This window comes from Hyunsoonleella flava (assembly GCF_004310325.1).
Lineage (GTDB): Bacteria > Bacteroidota > Bacteroidia > Flavobacteriales > Flavobacteriaceae > Jejuia > Jejuia flava.
This window is the reverse complement of sequence record NZ_SIRT01000005.1, coordinates 176264-196508: the sequence shown is the minus strand read 5'-3', so window position 1 is coordinate 196508 and position 20245 is coordinate 176264. Positions and strand designations below refer to the sequence as shown.

At 36.7% G+C, this 20245-nt stretch carries 15 protein-coding genes; 1 reads left to right on the top strand and 14 read right to left on the bottom strand.

The window, feature by feature from the left end; all coding sequences use genetic code 11:
- Positions 1-22: 22 nt before the first annotated feature.
- Entirely contained in the window at positions 23-541 is a 519-nt protein-coding gene (locus tag EYD45_RS08495; protein WP_130964110.1) for an OmpH family outer membrane protein, read from the top strand.
- Positions 542-705: 164 nt separating this feature from the next.
- Here EYD45_RS08495 and EYD45_RS08490 read toward each other — a convergent pair whose 3' ends face one another.
- The 14 genes from EYD45_RS08490 to EYD45_RS08425 all read right to left on the bottom strand — a co-directional run bounded on the left by EYD45_RS08490 (position 706) and on the right by EYD45_RS08425 (position 20243).
- Positions 706-1860 carry a DNA polymerase III subunit gene (locus tag EYD45_RS08490; RefSeq protein ID WP_130964109.1) on the bottom strand — a complete coding sequence of 385 codons (1155 nt, stop codon included), beginning with the start codon at positions 1858-1860 and terminating at the stop codon, positions 706-708.
- A 93-nt stretch (positions 1861-1953) separates the two neighbouring features.
- A complete protein-coding gene (locus tag EYD45_RS08485; protein ID WP_130964108.1) occupies positions 1954-2646 on the bottom strand; it encodes a LysE family translocator in 693 nt (230 codons plus the stop codon).
- A 102-nt stretch (positions 2647-2748) separates the two neighbouring features.
- Positions 2749-4383 carry a T9SS type A sorting domain-containing protein gene (locus tag EYD45_RS08480; RefSeq protein WP_130964107.1) on the bottom strand — a complete coding sequence of 545 codons (1635 nt, stop codon included), beginning with the start codon at positions 4381-4383 and terminating at the stop codon, positions 2749-2751.
- 335 nt (positions 4384-4718) lie between these two features.
- On the bottom strand, positions 4719-5648 hold the full coding sequence (locus tag EYD45_RS08475; RefSeq protein ID WP_130964106.1) for a glycoside hydrolase family 17 protein: 930 nt from the start codon (positions 5646-5648) through the stop codon (positions 4719-4721).
- Complete coding sequence (locus tag EYD45_RS08470; RefSeq protein WP_130964105.1) at positions 5638-7092, bottom strand: MFS transporter; 1455 nt, start codon at positions 7090-7092, stop codon at positions 5638-5640. Before EYD45_RS08470 ends, EYD45_RS08475 begins: the two co-directional genes overlap by 11 nt.
- Positions 7093-7233: 141 nt before the next feature.
- Complete coding sequence (locus EYD45_RS08465) at positions 7234-8145, bottom strand: glycoside hydrolase family 17 protein (protein ID WP_130964104.1); 912 nt, start codon at positions 8143-8145, stop codon at positions 7234-7236.
- 46 nt (positions 8146-8191) lie between these two features.
- On the bottom strand, positions 8192-8824 hold the full coding sequence (locus EYD45_RS08460) for a hypothetical protein (RefSeq protein WP_130964103.1): 633 nt from the start codon (positions 8822-8824) through the stop codon (positions 8192-8194).
- Positions 8825-8856: 32 nt separating this feature from the next.
- Positions 8857-10287, bottom strand: a complete 1431-nt coding sequence (locus EYD45_RS08455) for an MFS transporter (RefSeq protein ID WP_130964102.1) — start codon at positions 10285-10287, stop codon at positions 8857-8859.
- Between the two features lie 18 nt (positions 10288-10305).
- Complete coding sequence (locus tag EYD45_RS08450) at positions 10306-11811, bottom strand: glycoside hydrolase family 30 protein (RefSeq protein WP_130964131.1); 1506 nt, start codon at positions 11809-11811, stop codon at positions 10306-10308.
- A gap of 16 nt (positions 11812-11827) precedes the next feature.
- Positions 11828-13135: a glycosyl hydrolase family 17 protein gene (locus EYD45_RS08445; protein WP_130964101.1), complete on the bottom strand. Its 1308-nt coding sequence runs from the start codon at positions 13133-13135 to the stop codon at positions 11828-11830.
- A gap of 2 nt (positions 13136-13137) precedes the next feature.
- Complete coding sequence (locus EYD45_RS08440; RefSeq protein WP_130964100.1) at positions 13138-14352, bottom strand: glycoside hydrolase family 17 protein; 1215 nt, start codon at positions 14350-14352, stop codon at positions 13138-13140.
- Positions 14353-14401: 49 nt separating this feature from the next.
- The gene (locus tag EYD45_RS08435; RefSeq protein WP_130964099.1) at positions 14402-17848 is read right to left on the bottom strand and encodes a hypothetical protein; all 3447 of its coding nucleotides are present in this window, start codon (positions 17846-17848) and stop codon (positions 14402-14404) included.
- Between the two features lie 82 nt (positions 17849-17930).
- Positions 17931-18788 carry a glycoside hydrolase family 16 protein gene (locus tag EYD45_RS08430; RefSeq protein WP_130964098.1) on the bottom strand — a complete coding sequence of 286 codons (858 nt, stop codon included), beginning with the start codon at positions 18786-18788 and terminating at the stop codon, positions 17931-17933.
- A gap of 18 nt (positions 18789-18806) precedes the next feature.
- Positions 18807-20243 carry a carbohydrate-binding protein gene (locus tag EYD45_RS08425; protein WP_130964097.1) on the bottom strand — a complete coding sequence of 479 codons (1437 nt, stop codon included), beginning with the start codon at positions 20241-20243 and terminating at the stop codon, positions 18807-18809.
- Positions 20244-20245 lie beyond the last annotated feature (2 nt).

Sequence of the window (20245 nt, the reverse complement as noted above, 5' to 3'; positions counted from 1 at the left end):
AATCAAACTAAAAAATAAAAGTATGAAGCATATATTTTTTGTATTAGTGGCGATGTTAGTTTTAGCATCTTGCCAAAAACCAAACAAAATAGGCTATGTGCATAATAGCACCTTAATTAACGACTACCAAGCCAAAAAAGATTTAGAAAAGCGTTTTAAGGGAAAAGAACAAACATTTAATAAAAGGAGAGATAGTATGGTGGCCACTTATCAATTGGACCTAAAAGAAGCCCAGATCAAGGCAAAACGTATGTCTCAAGCTAATCTTCAAAAATTATCTCAAGAGATTCAGGAAAAGGAACAATTGTTAAGCCAAAGAATCCAAACCGAACAGCAAGCGATACAGCAATCTTTTCAAGTGGAAATAGACACCCTAATAGTTGAAGTAAAAGACTTTGTGAAAGATTATGGTAAAGCCAATGGTTACGACTTTATTTTGGGCACAAGCGATGGTGCTTCCTCAGTTTTATATGGTAAAGATCAAACCGACTTAACCCAAACCATTTTGGATGCTTTAAATGCAGAGTATAAGAAAGAGTAAAAGACATAAACGCTTAAAAGTCAAGCACATAGCTTGGCTTTTTTTATGCTATAAAGATCAACATAAAAAGAAAGAGTTTAATTTATCTATCACATTTAATCATTTGCAAGTATATTATTTTGAACTATTGTTGCGGAACGACGTTGTAATATTCCTTGTAACTTTTAATCAGGCTTTTTATGTAACAACCTAGTCAACTTAATTGATAAATCTGTTAAAATAATCTTAGAGTTACCATTGCGCTCAATATGGTAAATCGCATCTTGAAGTTCATTACTAATTTCCATAATGTTATTTCCATGCACAAATGGTGCAAATTTATCTAATTGGAACTTCTCGGTTTTAGGCTCAAAATACACCAAATCGCTAGCATTGTAATTAAGTAATAAAGCCTGACGGAAAAAATCCAAGCAAAAATTTAAAAACTGCTTTTGTGTTTCACGCCCAGTTTTAGCAATATCTTCGCTCCATGTAATCAAGTCGTGGATAGCCGCCTTGTTCCCTTTAGCCTTAAACGCGCTGCGAATCCAAAATATAAACCACGTTTCAAACTGTGTGTCTTCAGAGTCGTGATAGACCAAATCACATGCCTTATTAAAATTTCCATTAGCTTGATGTGCAATTTTTGTGGCAATTGAAGCCTGCAAGTTGTAATTTTTAATCAAGGCTGCTTTAATCACCTCCTCTGCTAGCGGAGGAAAATGTAAAACTTGACATCGGGAGCGAATCGTATTGATGATCTGTTCTTCATCTTCAGCGATCAATAAGAAAATGGTTTGGTTTGGCGGTTCCTCAATTAACTTTAAAAGCTTATTAGCACAGGCTATGTTCATTTTTTCAGCCATCCAAATCAGCATTACTTTATAACCGCCCTCGTAAGATTTTAAGGTGAGTGATTTTACAATTTCATGCGCCTCATCTACACCTATTTGTCCTTGCTTATTGTCCACACCTAGTAGTTTGTACCAATCAAACAAATTACCATAAGGCTGTTCTTGCAGCAACTGTCGCCATTCCTCTAGATAAAAATTAGAAACAGGCTTGCTTTTTACTTTGCTGCTAGTAGTTACAGGAAATGCAAAGTGTAAATCAGGGTGTGAAAGGTTTTTAAATTTCAAGTTACACGCATCATTCCCAGAGGTGTTATCGCCATTACTATTCCCGCACAAAATATATTGTGCATAGGCAATTGCCATTGGTAAAGTGCCGCTACCCTCTGGTCCTACAAATAACTGCGCGTGCGGAATACGTCCGTTATCGGCACTTTGGGTTAAGTGCGATTTTATATGTTCTTGTCCTAAAACATCCTGAAACAGCATCGCACAAAAGTAAACGATTTTTTTAATATCTAGGCGTTTCCTTCATTGGGATTCACTAGACTTTACCTTGTAAATTATTGAGCGTATTACTCTTTAGTGAAGCTTCTCCTTTATGGGATTCATTTTATCAAGTTGTTCTTTTATAAGCTCCTTTTCTTCTGGAAAAAAACCTTGTGCCAGCAGCAACACACCAAAGCCTAAAATCACTAAGGCCACAATTTTTTTTGTTTTGAATATTAATCTTGGTGTCAATCTACTCTTTAGTTTCTTAGCAATAGAAATTTTAATTAAATCTACTAAAAGATAAACCACTAATATTGTGGTAAGAAACACGACTACTCCATTTTCAGATGCCGTAAGTGTATTGGCTAATACTATAAACGCCACCCATCCTATCAGTACCCCTATGTTAATAAAGTTTAAAAGAAACCCCTTTAAAAACAATTTTCCGTAGCCTTTTTTTATTTCAACTTTGTAGTATTCCCTAACAATTTCTCGAAAGGACCTAGATGTTTTTATAAATGAAATCAAACCATAGGCGACCAATAATACACCTCCGAAAATTAGAAAATTAGGGTCATCCTTTATTTTCTCTACTAGCTTATTGGTACTGAAAAACGCGACGACGATAAATAATATATCAGCTAAAATTACACCACAATCAAAAATCAAAGCGCTTCGAAAGCCCTTTGTTGCGCCTGTTTCTAAAAGCACAAAAAAAACCGGACCAATGGTAAACGCCAAAATGATGCCAAAAGGGATGGCTCTGATTATATCGTCAAACATGTAAAGATGATTCTTTAAACAAAGTAAAGAAATAAATACATAAACAAAAAAAGACGCTTTAAATAAAGCGTCTTTTTAAAACAAACTAAACTTAGCAACTATTTATTGCTTTATCAATCTAATGTTATCTATTCCTGCTATCGTTTCTATCTGAGCGAAATAAATACCTGTCTTTAAATCAGAACCATCAATTTCAGCCTCGTTGCTTTTTGGAGAAAGTGACAGTACTTGTTTTCCTAAGACATCGTATACTCTAACAGACTCTATTTGAGTACTTCCAGAAAGCGTCCATCTTTCTTGAGTTGGGTTCGGGTATGCTTTGAAAGTTTCTTTTGCATAAGTTTTATTGCTTAATGTTCCTGCATTTGCCGAAAAATAAATGTTGTCAAAGTAAACAATTGTAGTGTTTAAATCTGAAGTTGTTCCTAACTTAAACTGAAGATAATTGGGTTTTGTTAAACCTAAAGCCGTAAAATGGGATAAATCGATACTAAGGTTTTGCCAAGAGCCGAAAACCAACATACCATCACCCGAACCATCAGTCTTCAAAATATAATCTTTTTCACCTTCACCTTGTCCAATTAAAATAAATTTAACCTCGTGTCCATTAGCTCCTGGAGGTAAATTCGGTGCAAAATATGAGAAGTTTACAAAATTATATGCACTAATATCAACAGGAGCATTTGTTCCTTCTCCATAACCTGCATCTGAGAAATCCATTTTAATAGCTTCATCTGTTCCTGCGCCAGAATCTAAGTCTATTTTTGAATCAAAAGCACCAAAGGCATAATCAGGTGTCCAAATATTTGTGAATCCGCCAGTATCACCATAAAGGCTTAAAACTTCACCATTTGGTGTGTTTGGGTTAGGTGCATCATTAGGCAATGTTGCCGTGAAAGAAACCGTGTATGTTTGCATAGTTGATGCGTCTGCAGAGGTAACTACAATTGTTGCATCGCCTGGTACACCAGGAGCTTGAGTTATAGATGCTGAAGCACCGCCATTGGTTGTTGTTGCCGATGTAATTTGAGGCGCAGTAGTGGTTCCTATTTGTACTTCATATGTATAATCTAACGTAGCAGGACCAAAACCGTTAATCGTGGCTCCAGCTACTTGCAAATCACTCAATGTAGCATCTTTTAAAGGATCTGCTGGATTTTTCCAAAAATAAATGTTATCTAAATATACGTCAGCTCTTGGTGTCGGGCTTCCAAAACCTGGACGCACAAAAATAAATTGTCCAACAGCATCCCAAGTCATACCAGTAAAAGAACTTTTTGGAATGTCAATACTTGTCCATGCGCCTGCAGTAGTTGTAATACCAACTTGAACCTCAGTTGTTCCCGTTCCACCTGTTCCGTTGTTTATTGGCGATACATTGATTGTTTCTGCATTCGGAGTCCATATATCTACATGAAGAAACTCCATCGAAGCTGCATTTTGAGCATTTGCAGTAAAATCTGTACCTTGATATGACAGCTCATCATAAAACAACACCAAATTACCTGAACCTGTATCTACAGCTGGATCTGGTGCATTCCATGGAGCTGGTTGAGACCAATTAGGTGAGTAATTAACACCTGTTATATCGGTGTACGGATTTCCACCGTTCCCCCCTCCATATATAGAAATAACATCTTCTGTATTTCTTGCAGGAGGCGCCGTTGGATCGGTAGTTGGTTGAGCATAACCATAATATGCTGTCAATAAAAAAAGTAATAAAGTAATTTTTTTCATCTTGAATAGTTTTTAATTAATATTAATTGAATTCTTAGTTTTGTTGTCTTCCAAATTTAAGTCTTGGTTATTGATAAATTGACAAAACTTACCCCTACAAAAAACATACATCTCAAAGAAAACCCAATATTATTGAGCATTTCTCAAAAACACCTTGTTCCATGGGGTTTTAAAAGCTTTATAGTTCTAACCAAAAAATGCCCAAATACAGTATATACCTATGATGTTGTGGTAATGTTGTGGTAATGTAACTCACAGAATTACTATGTATAGTCTATTTACTAAAAGTACCGTAATAGACTCTGCTAATGAGTGCCTGATTTCAAGATCATATTCTACACAAATAATCGCTTTGCTTTGTTTAGTTTTACACCCTTCGTGTGAAACTTAGGTTTCTCATTTTTATCCCATAAACCCCAATATGCTCCAACATCTCCTTCCGATCCAACTTTCCATGATTCGTCGAAAGAGGAAAAATAGAAAATATCTATACCTTCTTCTTGGGACCATAGTTGCGTGTTTATAAAGTATTTCATTGCATTTTCCTTAGATGGAAACGCACCATTTAAGCCTTCCCCTTCACTGGGCCACCCTGTTTCAGAAATAATTACCTTTTTGCCATTTCCAGCTTTTAACGCTTTATTATACATATCTTTCATATAAATCAAAGCGTACTCAATACTACAACCTTCCCAATAAGGGTAGCAGTTAGCCAAAATTACATCACAAGCCTCAGTGATACGTGGTCTTAGTGTAAACTCATAATAAGCATCAACATATCCAACGGGGATGTCTGTTATCTCATTTTTCACATCATAAATAAAACCCAATAGTTCATCTTCGCTTAGATCGCCGCGATACATTACTTCATTTCCCACAGCAGCAACATCAACTACGCCATCTCGGGCTAAGTTCTTTAATCCTGCTATTTCTTTTGTATTCATTTCTGATTCATCTCCTAACCAAGCGCCAACCATGGTTTTCATACCCATTTCTTTAGCAATCTTAGGTATCAACTCATTTCCCTCGGTACATGAAAATGACCGTACCCATCTTGTGTAAGGCTTAATTACTTTTAAACGTCTTCTTATCTGCTTTTCTGAAAGTTGGTCTCCCGGTTCTTGACCTTCTTTATACGGACTAAACCCAATACCATGCATCCCGTTTTTCAAAACTCTTTTAAAACAGTTTTGCAGACCTCTTGTAGTCTTGTTATCCAAGTTATATCCAGATAGCGACAATATTTTATCAGATCTATACGACATCTACAACTACTTTTTTATTATAACCTTTTTTTCTTTTTTCTAATTTCACTCTTACAGCATTTGCCCTTTCTTCATTTACACCATAATTGCGCATGATATACATTGCTATTAGTGTGCCTACCATAGGGAAGAAACAAAAGAAGGCATGAAGCCCATCAACTGCAGATTGTTGATCAGTTGTAGCCAGATCAGGGTTGAATCCCACTATGGCAATAATTACTCCACTTAAACCGCCAGCTATTGCAAATCCGACTTTAACCATCCACCAATAAATCGCACCAAAAATACCTTCTCTTCGTAAACCTGAATTTAATTCATCTATATCAATAACATCAGCGGTCATGGACATCATAATTGTAAATAGACTCCCGATTCCGAAAGAGAAAAAGGGTAGAGCAATTATGTACATCCAAGGCTTACCTGGAATAAACAGAAACCAAAGCATTATGTATCCTATAACGGATATGCCCTGAGATAATAAAAATGCTTTTCTCTTTCCCATAACCTTAGACATTTTCGTTACAATAGGAATTACAATAAAAGTCGTTCCCAATGCTCCCAGACATCCAAATAATGAAACCCAGATTCCGCTTGCAGCCGCGTCTCCATTAAACAATTTGTAAACAATCACAAAAAAGGTAAGGGCCGCTACTGTATTAAAAGCATTGAAAATCAAAAACGTAGCAGCGCATAATTTTCTAAACTCTTTAATCTTAAAAGCTTCAACAAAACTGAAGAATATATTTTTTAAACTATTACCTGCCTTTGCTAAACTTAATGATTCGTAATTTTCATCAAGTGTAGACCTACTCTTTATGAAAAATGCTGGAACCATAGCGCAAATCGTACAAGGTATTGCAACCCAAATAGCTAATTGCCGCACAGCTACATCTGCGGATGGAAACCATTCTGGATCGTACATGATTATCCAAAACAATGGCGCTATTACCCATGCCCATTGGCCTATCCATTGCGCTACTGCCATAATACTGGTACGTTCGTGAAAATCATTACTCATCTCATATCCCATGGCTACATAAGGCACGCTAAAAAAGGTGAGTCCTAAGTAAAAAACTATCGACCACAGGAAGAAATACCAGAAATTATAATCAAGACCACTGTCTTTATACAATTGCCACATAAATACATAAGCAATACCCATCAATAAAGCACCAATTAATACATATTGCCTTCTACGTCCCCATTTGGATTTAGTGTTATCTGAAATATAGCCCATTATTGGATCTGTTATCGCATCAAAAATCCTTGGAAAAAAATAGATGAGCGACCACATCCAACCAGTAAAACCTAGGTCTTGCACCAAAACTACCATGAATATTCCAAGTATTGCCGGAAACATCTGGTTCGCAAGCATGCCTATTCCGAAGGCCACTTTTTGCCCGAAAGGAACTTTATCTCTAGATGTGCTCTTAACTATTGACATATTTTAATTTTTGTGCTTCAGTAGCTTATACATAAAGGGCATGATATTTACATACACATATTTGGGTCGCCACACAACAAGTATGCAATCTCAAAGTAAATATTATAAACTATAGCAAATTACCTGACTTCTTTTTTGCTCTTAGAACTTTAGGTTTTCATGTTTATCCCAAAGGCCCCAATAAGCCCCTACATCACCTTCGTCTCCTGTTTTCCATGATTCATCAAAAGATGAAAAATAGAAAATTGGAATATCATTCTCATTAGTCCATCTGATGGTATCAATAAAATACTTCATTGCCGCATCTTCAGCAGCAATGGCGCTATCAAGACCGCCGCCTTGACTAGGCCAACCCGTTTCTGTAATGATAATTGGTTTTCCTTGAGCTGCATCTACAACTGACCCATACATGGCTTGCATATGACCGAGTGCATATTCAATTGGGCAACCTTCCCAATATGGATACAAATTTGCCAATACTACATCGGTACTTTCAACTAAAATAGGGTGTCTTGAAAACTCGTAATAGGCATCCACATATCCTACTGGAATATCCAAACCTGCTAGCGCCTCTTTCACACGGTTTATGTAGCCTACTAATTCATCTAACGTTAAATCGTTTCGATATAACACTTCGTTCCCTACAGCCGCTACGTCAACATTGCCCGCTTTTGCTAAAGCTATTAAAGCTTCGATCTCTCTTTCATTATCTTCTTTGTCGTCACTAAGCCATGCACCAACTAGTGTCTTAAGACCATGCTTTTTTGCCATCATTGGAACAAATTCATTACCTTCAATACATGAAAATGATCGAATAGCACCAACGTAAGGTTTTAAAATATTGATGCGCTGCTCCACTTGTTCCATGCTTATATCATCGCCTGGAGATTGCCCATCGCGGTACATGCTAAAACATATCCCATGAAAACCATCTTGAATGGTTTTGCGCCATAAGGCTTTTAATTCTTCTAAAGAATAATCTGAAAGATTGATACCTTTCGTTGCTATCTGACTATAGTTAGATGTGTAATATGATGCTTCTCTGTAAGACATTGTGCTATTCTTTTTTCTTGGTTTTACTTTTAATTATTTCGAACTATTAAAATACACCCCTACAATTTTTTCGAGTATATACCTTTATTCTATCTACTTCCTTTGCGCCAGAAGGCATTTCCTCAAGTTGCAATCCTGGGTAATCGTCAGCTTCCTTCCATTTGGCAATGGTTTCACTAAAGAAACTTGAGGCAGAAACGTCAGCTTCGTAAACAATTAAATCGTAGACCTCTCCTAAATCGCCTCCAAAACGTGTTACTACTTGCCACTCACCATCTCTCTTATAAGAGGTGTTGGTATGGTCTGACTGTGGATAATACCTGTCGTCCGTTGGGCGAATCAACACCCAAATATCATTTTTGTTAGTTTCAGGGTAAACGCCCATGGTCAATATCCTACAATCAACAGAATCCTGATCTATTGGCGAAATAACTTTAGTCGCACTTACAGGCCCCTCCACTTTTAACTTATTGCCAATGGAGACTTGCTCAATTTGTCTATTATAATTAACTAAGTTTGACGAATAACTGGCGTAGATAATCATTAAAACCCCAATTATTCCAGCTGGTATTCCCAGTTTAGTGCTAATAAATCTAGCGCCTGAGCTCAATTTTATACTGCTAAGAATCGCAATTAAAATAAATGCAAATCCTACTATGATTAATACTTTTGTTGACATTTTATTTTGGTTTTGTTTGTTAGCGTTTATAATTACAATACGCCTCTTCTTTCCTCTAATTCGGCTTTTATTTCTCTTGCTCTTTCTTCAGTAAGGCTATATTTCCACATTACCCAAATAGCCAAAGCTGCTGTAACTACTGGAATAACAATATCAGCTATCCTAAGTTGCGTAAGTGTTTCCGCTGTTTGTGTAGCTGCATCTCCATCAAACCCAATTAAACTCAATACAAGGCCTCCTAAAACTAGTGCTAAACCTTGACCTAATTTTACTACCCACCAATACAACGCACCAAATGTTCCTTCCTTTCTTGGTCTGCCATTTCTAAGTTCGTCCAAGTCACAAACATCAGCCGTCATACTCATCATCAACGTAAATAAGCTTCCTAATCCGAATGACATTAAAGGGATTGGAATAAAGGATAACCACACGTTATCAGGTGTGAAGGACCACCATTTTAAAATATATCCGACGATTGAAAGTGCTGTTGAAATGATAAAGGCCTTCTTTTTACCCCACTTTGTCGCCATTTTTGAGACTATTGGAATCACTAGAAATGCTGATACCAAAGCCCCTATGGAACTAAACCATGCTGGCCATGTAGCAGTGGCTTCATAACTTCCATTAAAAATATAAAACACGAAGATAAAGAAGCTGAAAGATGCTACAATTTGATAGCCATTAAATACTAAAAATGTTGCGCCACACAGCTTCATAAAAGGTTTATTCTTAACGGCTTCACCAATACTTTTAAACAAATCTTTTACGTTGCTAAAGATATTTTTTAGTGTTAGTGGTTTTCTATCGCCCATATTTCCAGCATCTATTCCCCTGCAAAAAATTGCAGGTAAAAGTCCGAGGACTAAACATGCCACACCAACATATATGGCCATGGTTCTAACCCCTTCTGCTTGATCTTTAAAAATATCTGGATCAGCAATAATTACCCAAAACCAAGGCACTATGACCCACGCGATGAGGCCAACGGTTTGGGAAAATGCCATTAACCGTGTTCTCTCGTTATAATCAGACGTCATTTCGTACCCTAAGCCCACTAATGGTGTTGCAAACATGGTATTGCCAATGAGGAACACCATGGACATGATTAGAAAGTACCAAAAATTATAGTCTGATGAATTGTTTTCATCAAGCTGCCAAAGCAAAACAAATGTAATGGCACTTAGTATACCTCCAACAAAAATATATGGTCTTCTTCGTCCCCATTTTGAATTTGTGTTATCTGATATAAATCCCATAATAGGATCGGTAATAGCATCAAAAAACCTAGGTAATCCTCCTAAAAGTCCTGCTAGAAACGGATCCATTCCAAAGGCTGTAAGTAGGAAGAACATAAAGAAACCTAGAGCTCCAGGGTAAAGGTTTAAAACCAAATGACCTGCACCAAATGCTGCTTTTTGGCCTAAGGGCACTCTATCTTCAGCGGCTGTTTTTACGTTTGACATAATTTTAATCTTTTTTAGTTAGTTAGTTTTAGCTGTGCTTGGAATTACAATAGTTTGAATAGCTTGTGCATCTATTGAAAATTCTACATTCTTTTCATTAAGTGATAGGCTTATGGTTTTTGGGGTTTTGAATTCATTAAAAAGTACAACAGCGATTGAACCATCAGGGTTTTGTGCCGCTGTTGCCATTAACTTATCATCAGGGTTTTCCAAACCAATTACTTTAGCCTCTGGCCTGATGTATTTACTAAAATGCGCCATAGTGTGGTAAAGCGGGGTGAAGTAAACCTCATCTGTGTCTGGATTGACGATTACAGGCGCAATACACCAGTTTTTAAACCAGTTTGGGCCTCCTTTTGTATCCAATACCATGTTCCAATCTACCCAGCCATCTACCCAATTATTTAAGCAGCCAATAATGTCTCTTGCATAACGATTTACAGGGGCGTACTTTGGATGCATGTGCTTGTCTTTCTCTGGTGCCCACTCAAATCCCCAGTCCGTTGCTTCTTTTTTCCAATACCATGCGTCATCCTTCCAAACGGGGGTTTCAGCATCCACACATGCTTCAGATTGAATCAAGAGTTTATTTGGTGCTTTATCATGCGCGTATTGTAATTCCTCAGGGAAATAATGGAATGTACTGGCATACCAGTGAATCGCTGTACCATCAAAATATTTAGATGTTTCTTCATTTTTATATTGAGAATCTATCCATTCTTTGAGGTGCTCCCTGTTTTGATCGTATCCTAAAATTTTAAGATATCCTTTTCCATCAGCTTCAAGTTTGGGACCTAAATAATTCTGAACAAAATTGGTCATTTCATCAGGAGTGTAATGCATGCTTTCCCAATTGTTGCCATTTCCTAATGGTTCGTTTTCAACAGTAAAACCCCAAATATCAATGCCTTCTGCTTTGTAGGCATCAGCATATTTTGAAAAAAACAATGCCCAGGTATCATAGTATTCTGGTAATAATTTACCGCCAACCCATTTGTTGTTATCTTTCATCCAAGGTGCCGCTGTCCAAGGAGAACCAAAAATTTTAAACCCATCGGTAGAAGCCGCCATAGCCTCTTTGATAAAAGGGATTAAGTCGTCTTTATCCTCTTCTATTGAGAAGTGTTCTAAATTTTTATCGCCTTCAACAGGTGTGTATGAATAGTTTGAAACAGAGAAATCACAAGAATTCATGTGTGTTCTTGTTAAAGAGTAATGCGCGCCTTCTTTACTAAAATAGGCATCAATTATTTTTTTGCGATTCTCTTTGCTCAACTTATTTAATAAGTATGCTGACGCTTCTGTAAAAGCACCACCAAACCCTGTAATAGTTTGAAATGTTTGGTTAGGCTTTAACTTAAGTGATACTTTTTCTCCTGAATTTTGAAACTCTGTTATTTTAGACAGTTTATTGCCAGCCTCTGAAGTTTCATAAACCTCAACTAGAAGTTTTTTGCCCTCACTATTACAACTTATCATAAGCACAATTACTATTAAAAGTGATATGTTTTTTAATGCCTTCATCTCAATAAGTTCTCTATTAATGGTTGTTTTGACTTGCATGCCACGCTTCAGGAGTTGGAGGAACTTCCACATCCTTCATCAGGGCTTCTTTATCGCCACCATACGTTTTTGTTATTGGATTGCCGTTTCTTGTTAGACCTTCAAATGTGCCTTTGTCCACTTCATCCCAAAGCACATATTTTGCTTTTCCATCAACAGTAAATAATCCAAAATGCTTTTCAGAATTCCCAGTATTTGGACCGCCTTTCCAAGGCTCATCAAATCCTTCAAAATAAAAACATGACATGCCCGCTTCGTTGGTCCAATCTCTCATATGCTGATAATACAATGCTTCTTTATACTCATCACACGCTTTAGAACCATTAGTACCATAATGCCCAGAAGAAAAACTTGCCCAACCTGTTTCTCCAATATGTATCGGTTTATCAACACCAAGGCTTTCCATATATTTTTTCACATTACTGGTTTGTGTCATGGCATATTCCTTAGCCCTTAACATGGAAATTTCTATTTTTTCCATATCTGTCTTACCTTCAAGTCCTTCTTGATTTAACCAAAAGTCTGGTTGGTAATGTGTATCGTGCATAGGGTAGGTGTGTACGGATAGAAAATCTACGGCCTTAATCAGGTTGTTCAAATCTTCAACATGGTACTCTTCGCCACCGCCTCCCCATGAGGCGAAATTATCAGAGCTCGTAACCCATACATCTTTTGATAGTTTCCCTTCTTTCTTTAAGTTTTGTAGATAATTTACCCACTTAAGTATAATCCAAGGTTCCACATAATAAGAGGCAGCCCACTTCACCATAGCTTCATTACCAACAGCAATAACCTTTATAATATCGGGGTATTGATTTGCCAACGCCACAGCTTTTTCCATCTGTGGTTTGTTGGCTTCGCTTTCTTCATTATGAATTGGTGCTTTATCTGTCCAAGCATTTTTACAATCTATCCAAGCACCCAGCATCACGTACATTTCAAAACTTGAATCTTTTTGCTTTATCTCACTAATTGCTTTTAATAGATTCTCAGCCTGGGGTAAATGCACTTTATAGGTGCGAATCATTCGAATACCCAAGGCGTGTAATATTTTCATGTCTTCCTTTAGCTCTTCATGGGTTGGTTCTATACTATGATCTGCATGCCTATAACCCCCATAAGACATAGCTAAATAGTTAGGGTTTCCTAAAATATCTTTTGCTGTTAATTCCTTTTTATCAATCACTGGATTATCATTATTTTTTTTAGTCTTTCCGCAAGACCAAATAGCTCCAATTATTAATATTAGTACACAAGATTTTATGATCGATACATACTTTTTCATAATTAATAGTTTACGGTTTCTTCCTTCCTAGGCGGCACATGTACATCCTCTAGCAAATCTTCTTCTTTGCCATTGTAGGTTTTTGTAATAGACATACCATCTCTTGTCAACCCTTTAAAAACACCTTTGTCTACCGAATCCCAAATGCCGTATTTAGCCTCACCTTTTAAGTTGATTAATCCAAAATGATTTTCAGAACCTAGTGGGTTTTCTGCGTCTTTCCAAGGTTCGTCAAATGCTTCAAAATAAAAACATGATATTTCTTCAGTGTTAGTCCACTCTCTCACAAGTTGATAGTATTTTCCCGATTTATACTCATCAGCTGCTTTTGACCCATCAGCGCCATAATGCTCATTAGAAATAGTTGCCCATCCCGTTTCACCGATATGTACCGGTTTATTAATGCCAAGACTTCGCATATAATTTACAACACTATCATATTGGTTCTGGCAAAACAACAAAGCGCGTTGCATTGCAGATTCAATTTTTTCTTTGTCTGATAGCTCTACATCTTCCTCGGGAACCATCCAAAAATCAGGATTATAGTGCGAGTTATGCATAGGGTAGGTGTGCATTGAAATGTAATCTACAGACCTGATAAGGTTGTTCAAATCTTCATTATGATAATTAGAGTCTCCTCCCCAAGAAGAAAAATCATCAGAACTAGTAATCCATAAATCGTTTGGAAGCTCGCCGCTTTTCTTTAATTCTTGTAAATGATTAACCCATTTTAAAATAACAGTTGGTCTCACAAAATAACTTGTGGCCCAATGCACCATAGCCTCATTACCCACAGCTATTATCTTTACAATATCTGGGTATTGTTTCGCTAAAGCTACTGCGCGATCAATTTCACCTGCATTTTGCTCACTTTCTACTTCATGGTTGGGCATCATGTCAGTCCACGCATTTTTACAGTCAATCCATGCGCCTAACATCACATACATTTCAAAGGATGAATCTTCCTGCTTTAATTCACTAATGGCTTTTAACAGATTGGAAGCCTGTTGTAGCTGTACATTATAAGTCCGCAATATTTTGATGCCCATTGCTGATAATAGCTTCATATCATCTTTGAGCTCACTAACCGTTGGCTGAATATCGCGTGTTTTGTGACGATAGCCTCCATAGGAAATAGCAAGGTAATCAGGGTTTCCTAGAATATCAGCGGCTGTTAACTGCTTTTGTGTATGTCTCTTTTTCTTAGATTCTAGCATTTAAAAAAATATTGAGTAAATACTATTTTGATTTACTTGAATTTGGTTTTTACTTATTTATAAAAACAACAATCTTTTGTACATCGCCTGTTCTTTCGAATAGTGATTTTGAAATAGCTTCATCCAAACTTTTACTATTAGATTTCACTTGTTTTCCATCACTATAAACAACTTCCAAACCTTCCGTATCAGATAATTGATAAACTACGGGAACTTGACAATATGTAAAGCACAGCATGTCTTTATCCAGTAAAAGCTCTTGCTCTGTTTTATTCACATCGATATAACGGAATGTTTTTGGAGCATTTAAAAACTCCTTTTCTTGAAGCATGCTTGGTTTGAACATAATTTTACCAGCTTCAACTGAAATACCCAATTCACCAAACCTGCTCAATACATCTTCTTTCACCTGACCTGTCATTCCTGGCTGTTGCGCACCTTTTGTAGCTGGTGTATGCGAATAAGGGTCTGTCGGGAAAGCCCCATATAGCTCTGGCGATTTATGTACCCCGATGCCCGCGTTAATCTCATAATAATGATCGAAAAGTCGTCCGATTATCGTGTCATCTTCATTGTTATTAACTGCCATCAAGCAATTTTCTTGAACGGCTAATAATAACTTAGACACCATATGCCAATAAATAGACCCTAAACCTTCGTATCCAAAGAAGGTTCCAGAACGTCCTGTAAATGACTTATGATCAAAAATATCTTCAAACGTTTGAAGCAAAAATTCTTCATCTCTACTCACTAACGATTTATAATTATTATCTAAGCTAGATAGTGCATCCTTTAAACTATCTGCATTATTGAAATTACCATTAAAATGATAACCTCCGTTTACATCCTTTTCAACAACTTGTCTGTTTCCGTCGGCAATCAATCGCTTAAGTAATTCAGATTGCTCCACTTTACTCTCTGGAATATTATTCTTTTTATCAAATCGAGGTAACTCCTTGTTAGGATATAAAATATAGCTGTATTGGTCTGGTCTGAATAACGAACTATTCTTCAAGCCATCCAATACGTTCAATGCTTGGTTAGGCGATAAATAACCTGCACTTAATGCTGCTACTTGTCCTTCCAGCATTTCAGATAAGTACGAAATGGAAACTTCATTATCGTTTTCAACCGTCATTAAATTGTAGGCGTGATACATATTATCGTCGCGCTTATTGGCATCAATACTGTGCTCTAAATACGATTTAGTAACCTCAATAAAGCTTGATATGTCTACTAAACTTATTTCAGTTTTCGAATTTGAAAATCCATTTTTATAAATTGTAGCCCTGTATTTACTTCCTGCCTTACCCAATCCATCAAGTACCGTTTTGCGGTCTTTATCCGAAATGTTTCCAGATAAAATATTTGCATTGTTTTGTAGGGTCTCAGAAATTTGATTGAAGAAAACATTTAATTCTTCGGAAACTTTTACCGATTTAGTATCTGTATTTGTAACTAAACCTTCAAAGAAATTTAAGAACCTATAGATGTAATAAAGCGTTACCATAGACACGCCATTGCCCACAAGTGCGTTGTTTGCATCATTCCATTCTGGTCTTTGCGTATTTAGCCAAATACCGCCTTCTGGAATAAAGTTTGAAATTTTTGAAAGTAGGGTAGCCAATATTTTTTCAATAAAATTGACGTGATAGATGTTTGCATTTTGATCCAATAGTAACGCACCGTCCGCACCTAAAACATCTCTTCGTTTATGGATGGTTCGGTCTAATTCATGGTCAAAATCAATAGTGTCTTTTGGATTCTTTAGGGTGTCCTCATAGCTTTTGATAACGTAAGGCACATTAGCATATACGAATACATCTTGGTTGAAGCGTTTCTCCAAAGTACCAGGGTAGTGGTCTTCAATAAATTCAAGAAATTTTAGCAAATAAATTATTTGATGATCGCCCCAATATCCAATGTAGGACCATGGGTCATGCTCTTCAATTACTTCCCAGTCAAAACCGTCTTTTGTTACTCGATATGGATTATAACCCTCAAAAGTTGTGGCATTCAAAAACTTATGAATCATTCCTTCAATGTACTCTGGGTAAGAATGTGCCAGGGCTTCCCAATTTTGAAAAATATCACGCCAGTTCCCTTCATAATCTAAAATTTTAGACCCATCAACTTCACTTCTTGTATTGATTGAGAACTTATTCCAAGGCCTACTTGGATCGCCATGTCTTCTACTGAATTTTAATGGTAGGTATTCAAAACATAAACGTTTAAAATCCTGGTTATCATCTCTTTCTGCAAGTTTTTGAATTGCATCTAAAGAAAATTTATCGCTTAAACTGTATAAAACCGCTTGTTTTTCTTTGAATACATCCTGATTCGCATGGGCTATGTACTTTAAAAAATCTGACTTCTCAATGGTATAGCCGTCATCAAAAATGCCGCCTCGCATAATATTGAACAGCGTATTCGAGAAGTGCCTCATATTTGTTAAGGGATCCTCTGTTTGCTGTAGCCCATCAGAAGCAGCTGTTAAATCAATTAAATTTTTTGTTCCAAAATCAATATTGTTTTGAACCAAGCCTTCTAAATCAGATTCATTTTTAATAATTTCTGAAATTTGAACCACATCTGTAATAGATTGATTTACATTAGCGACAAACATCCAGTTTTTAGCGCTTCCTTCTGCCAATTCGATTTTAGACACCGCAAAATAAGCACCTTTTTCGGCCTTCATGTCTACCTCTTGAGACACCGATTTACCTTTTCTAAAGCTATCTAATTGCAATGAGGATATTAAATAAGTAGGGTCTTGTAAACCAGATGACCAAACTATATTTGACTTTAAAGCCTCACTAGGTTCTGCTTTGTCTACTATAACTGAGCTTAACGCATAAATGCCTAAGCCTACTTCTTCTTGTAATTCACTTTTCTTATAGGCGTCAACCAAGTTGCTTCTGGTGTTTTGTAAATCTGCAGTTACGCTAGCGGGCAATATATTCTGTAAGCCATCAAGCATTGAAACCCCAACTTTTGTGTCAGAATTATTGATTAAGGTTGATTTTTTTACAAACCCAAATTTGTTGCTAGAATTCCATTCGTACCTGAACGTTAGTTTTAAATCCAGATTAATTTCTTCAAAAACTATTTTATTACCATATCTGTTTTTATACAGATTGGTTTGTGTTTTATAAATTCCCGTTTGACGGATAGAAAATGGCTCCCAAAGACGTGTTTTTCCGTTTTGGTTAACGTGAAATATGGCTTTACTTCCTGTAATTTCAGCCATTTCAGTAATCTTGTCATCAGTATAGTAAGGAAACAATGAATAGTCAGCGTTTTTACGACCAGCCGTTAAGCCGCCATTGCTTGATATAAACATCCAATGGTTAGAGTCGCTTACGATGCTCATGAAAAACGGACGCATTTCGTCACTATTTGAAATCTTGTAATAAGTTTCGTTGTTAAAAGTGACCAATTCGCCTTTTATACCCCTTGTTTCATTTAAAACATTATGTGGTTCAGTAATAATCATAATTTAGTAAAATAATCTGCGTAAAGCTTAAAAGGGTTAGCACTTGTGTTCTTAAAAGGCTAACCCTTTTGTAAAAAGTTATTTATTCTGCGGCGTAAACCCTCACGTAGTCAACATACATGGTTTGAGGAAACACGGTGTCTTCATTTGGGTTTCCATCAAAATTACCACCTACAGCCAAATTGATTAGCATGAAAAACGGACCATTATCAAACACCCAATTAAATTCTTGTACCTCTTCTTCCTCTAAGCTTTCTGGTGTTATTTGGAAATACAAAGCATCATCTACGTAATAATTGATGTATTGCGGGCCCCATTCAATCCCATAAATATGAAATTCTGTATCTACACGAGTTTCCTCAAATTCATATTCTTTTAATATGGGGTTTCCGCCTGAATATCCTGGACCATGAACAGCGCCACTCACCTTTGTAGGTTTAGAACCTGCATTTTCCATAACATCAATTTCACCACAAAACGGCCAATTTACGTCATCAATATTAGCACCCAATAGCCAGAATGCAGGCCACATACCTTTACCAAAAGGCAGCTTCATTCTAGTTTCAAATCGTCCATATTTTTGTTCAAACAACCCTTGTGTTAAGAGTCTTGCAGAGGTATAGCCTGCGCCTTCAAAATCTTCTTTTATGGCTGTGATTTTAAGCATGCCATCTTCTACAATTACATTCTCAGGTCTATCAGTATAATACTGTAGCTCGTTATTTCCCCATCCATTATCACCTCTTCCTATATCGTAAGTCCATATAGCAGGGTTAGGCGCGCCATCCTCATCGAATTCCTCGGCTAACACAATTGTATTGAAATTGGTTACTTTTTGTGTTTCATCAGGGTCGCAACTTGCAATTAAAAAAACTACGGCTCCACACAATATACTGCCCACTAGGCGAGTACTTATTTTATTATTTAAAATTTTATTCATCTTAAGCAAGGTTTTTTATTATTGTTCGGCGTAGAAATAAATATTATCTAGAGATACGTTGGCAATTGTATTGTCAGTAACAAAAATAAACGCACCTAAAGCATCTCTGTTATTAAGCCCGGAAAAGCTCGACAACGGAATATCAAATTGTACCCATTCGTTACTTTGTAAATCATTACCAGTTATGTTAAAACTTCCTGATTCCGAATTACTTAAAGTAAAATTATTGAATAGTTCAATCCTAAAGAAGTCTGATGCTTCTACGATTTCATTCGCTCTAATGTCTATGTGTAAATGTGTCATTTCTGTAGCATCAACTGGTTGTACGCCACTGCCATCCCTACCATAAAACTCTATAGCGACAAAATTTAGCAATGTATAATCAATAATGTTATTGCCATCTACTTCAACTCTACCGCCAAGTGTAGTTTGAAAACCGTCTAGGTAAAAGCCATTATAATTATCTACCGGAACATTGGCAAACACATCGCTAAAGATAGAAATCACCGCAAGATTTACAGCTTCAACAGTTAATGACCCAGCTGCTTCAATTCCGCCTAGGCTGGCTGTAATTTTAGCAGTATTATCAACTAAACCTGTATTTGGGTCTACTTCTCCCAAACCATCAATTGAAACAACACCTTTCTCGTCCACTGAGGCCACAAAAGGATTAGAAGTTTCAAAATCAAAATATGCAGGTGCGGCCTCTACGGTTACATCTTGCCCATTAGGCAAGCTCATCTTTTGAGCAAAGCCCAATAAAGGAACAGAGGTGTCAATATTTGCTTGCGCTGTTTGGTCTTGACCGCCAAGAATTGATGGTCTTGGTTGTGCTACAGTCCCTAGCTTTTCAAAACGCAGTTCATCTATCCAAAACGTGTATCCAACACCATTTGTTTTTTGAGTTCCGGCAGAAAAAGCAAACAAACCTCGCTCTTGTACTAATTTAGACGGATCTGGTATTGGAATGTAGTACTTTCTCCAATCTGTAGATAGCTCTATGTCTCTAAGGTTAACTACATATCTCTCTAAGCCAAAATCAGTACCAAAACCTACAACATCTATAGAGGTAGTAATTGATCCTTTAGCCCAAAACGTAAGGACATCATAACCTGTTAAATCTCTTCCTTCACCACGGTCTCTAAAAATCCCGCCTACATATGCACCGTTAGGGTCTGTTATACTTGGTACATCAATTCTTATAGAGGTCGTTCCAGCATATGACTCATTTACATCTACTCCAAAAGCTTCTGTATTTGCTCCTGTAGCGGGGTCGAAAGATTCAAAAAATTCATCTGTTAGACCTACAGGATTATCTGTAAAGATTTCAGGATTATTAGGGAAGGTGGCCAGTTCAAAGTCTTCTGACACCTCTCTATCACAACTTGTCATCACAACATACATAAGGCCTATTAAGGCAAAAACGATGTGATATTTAAAATCTATTTTTTTCATAA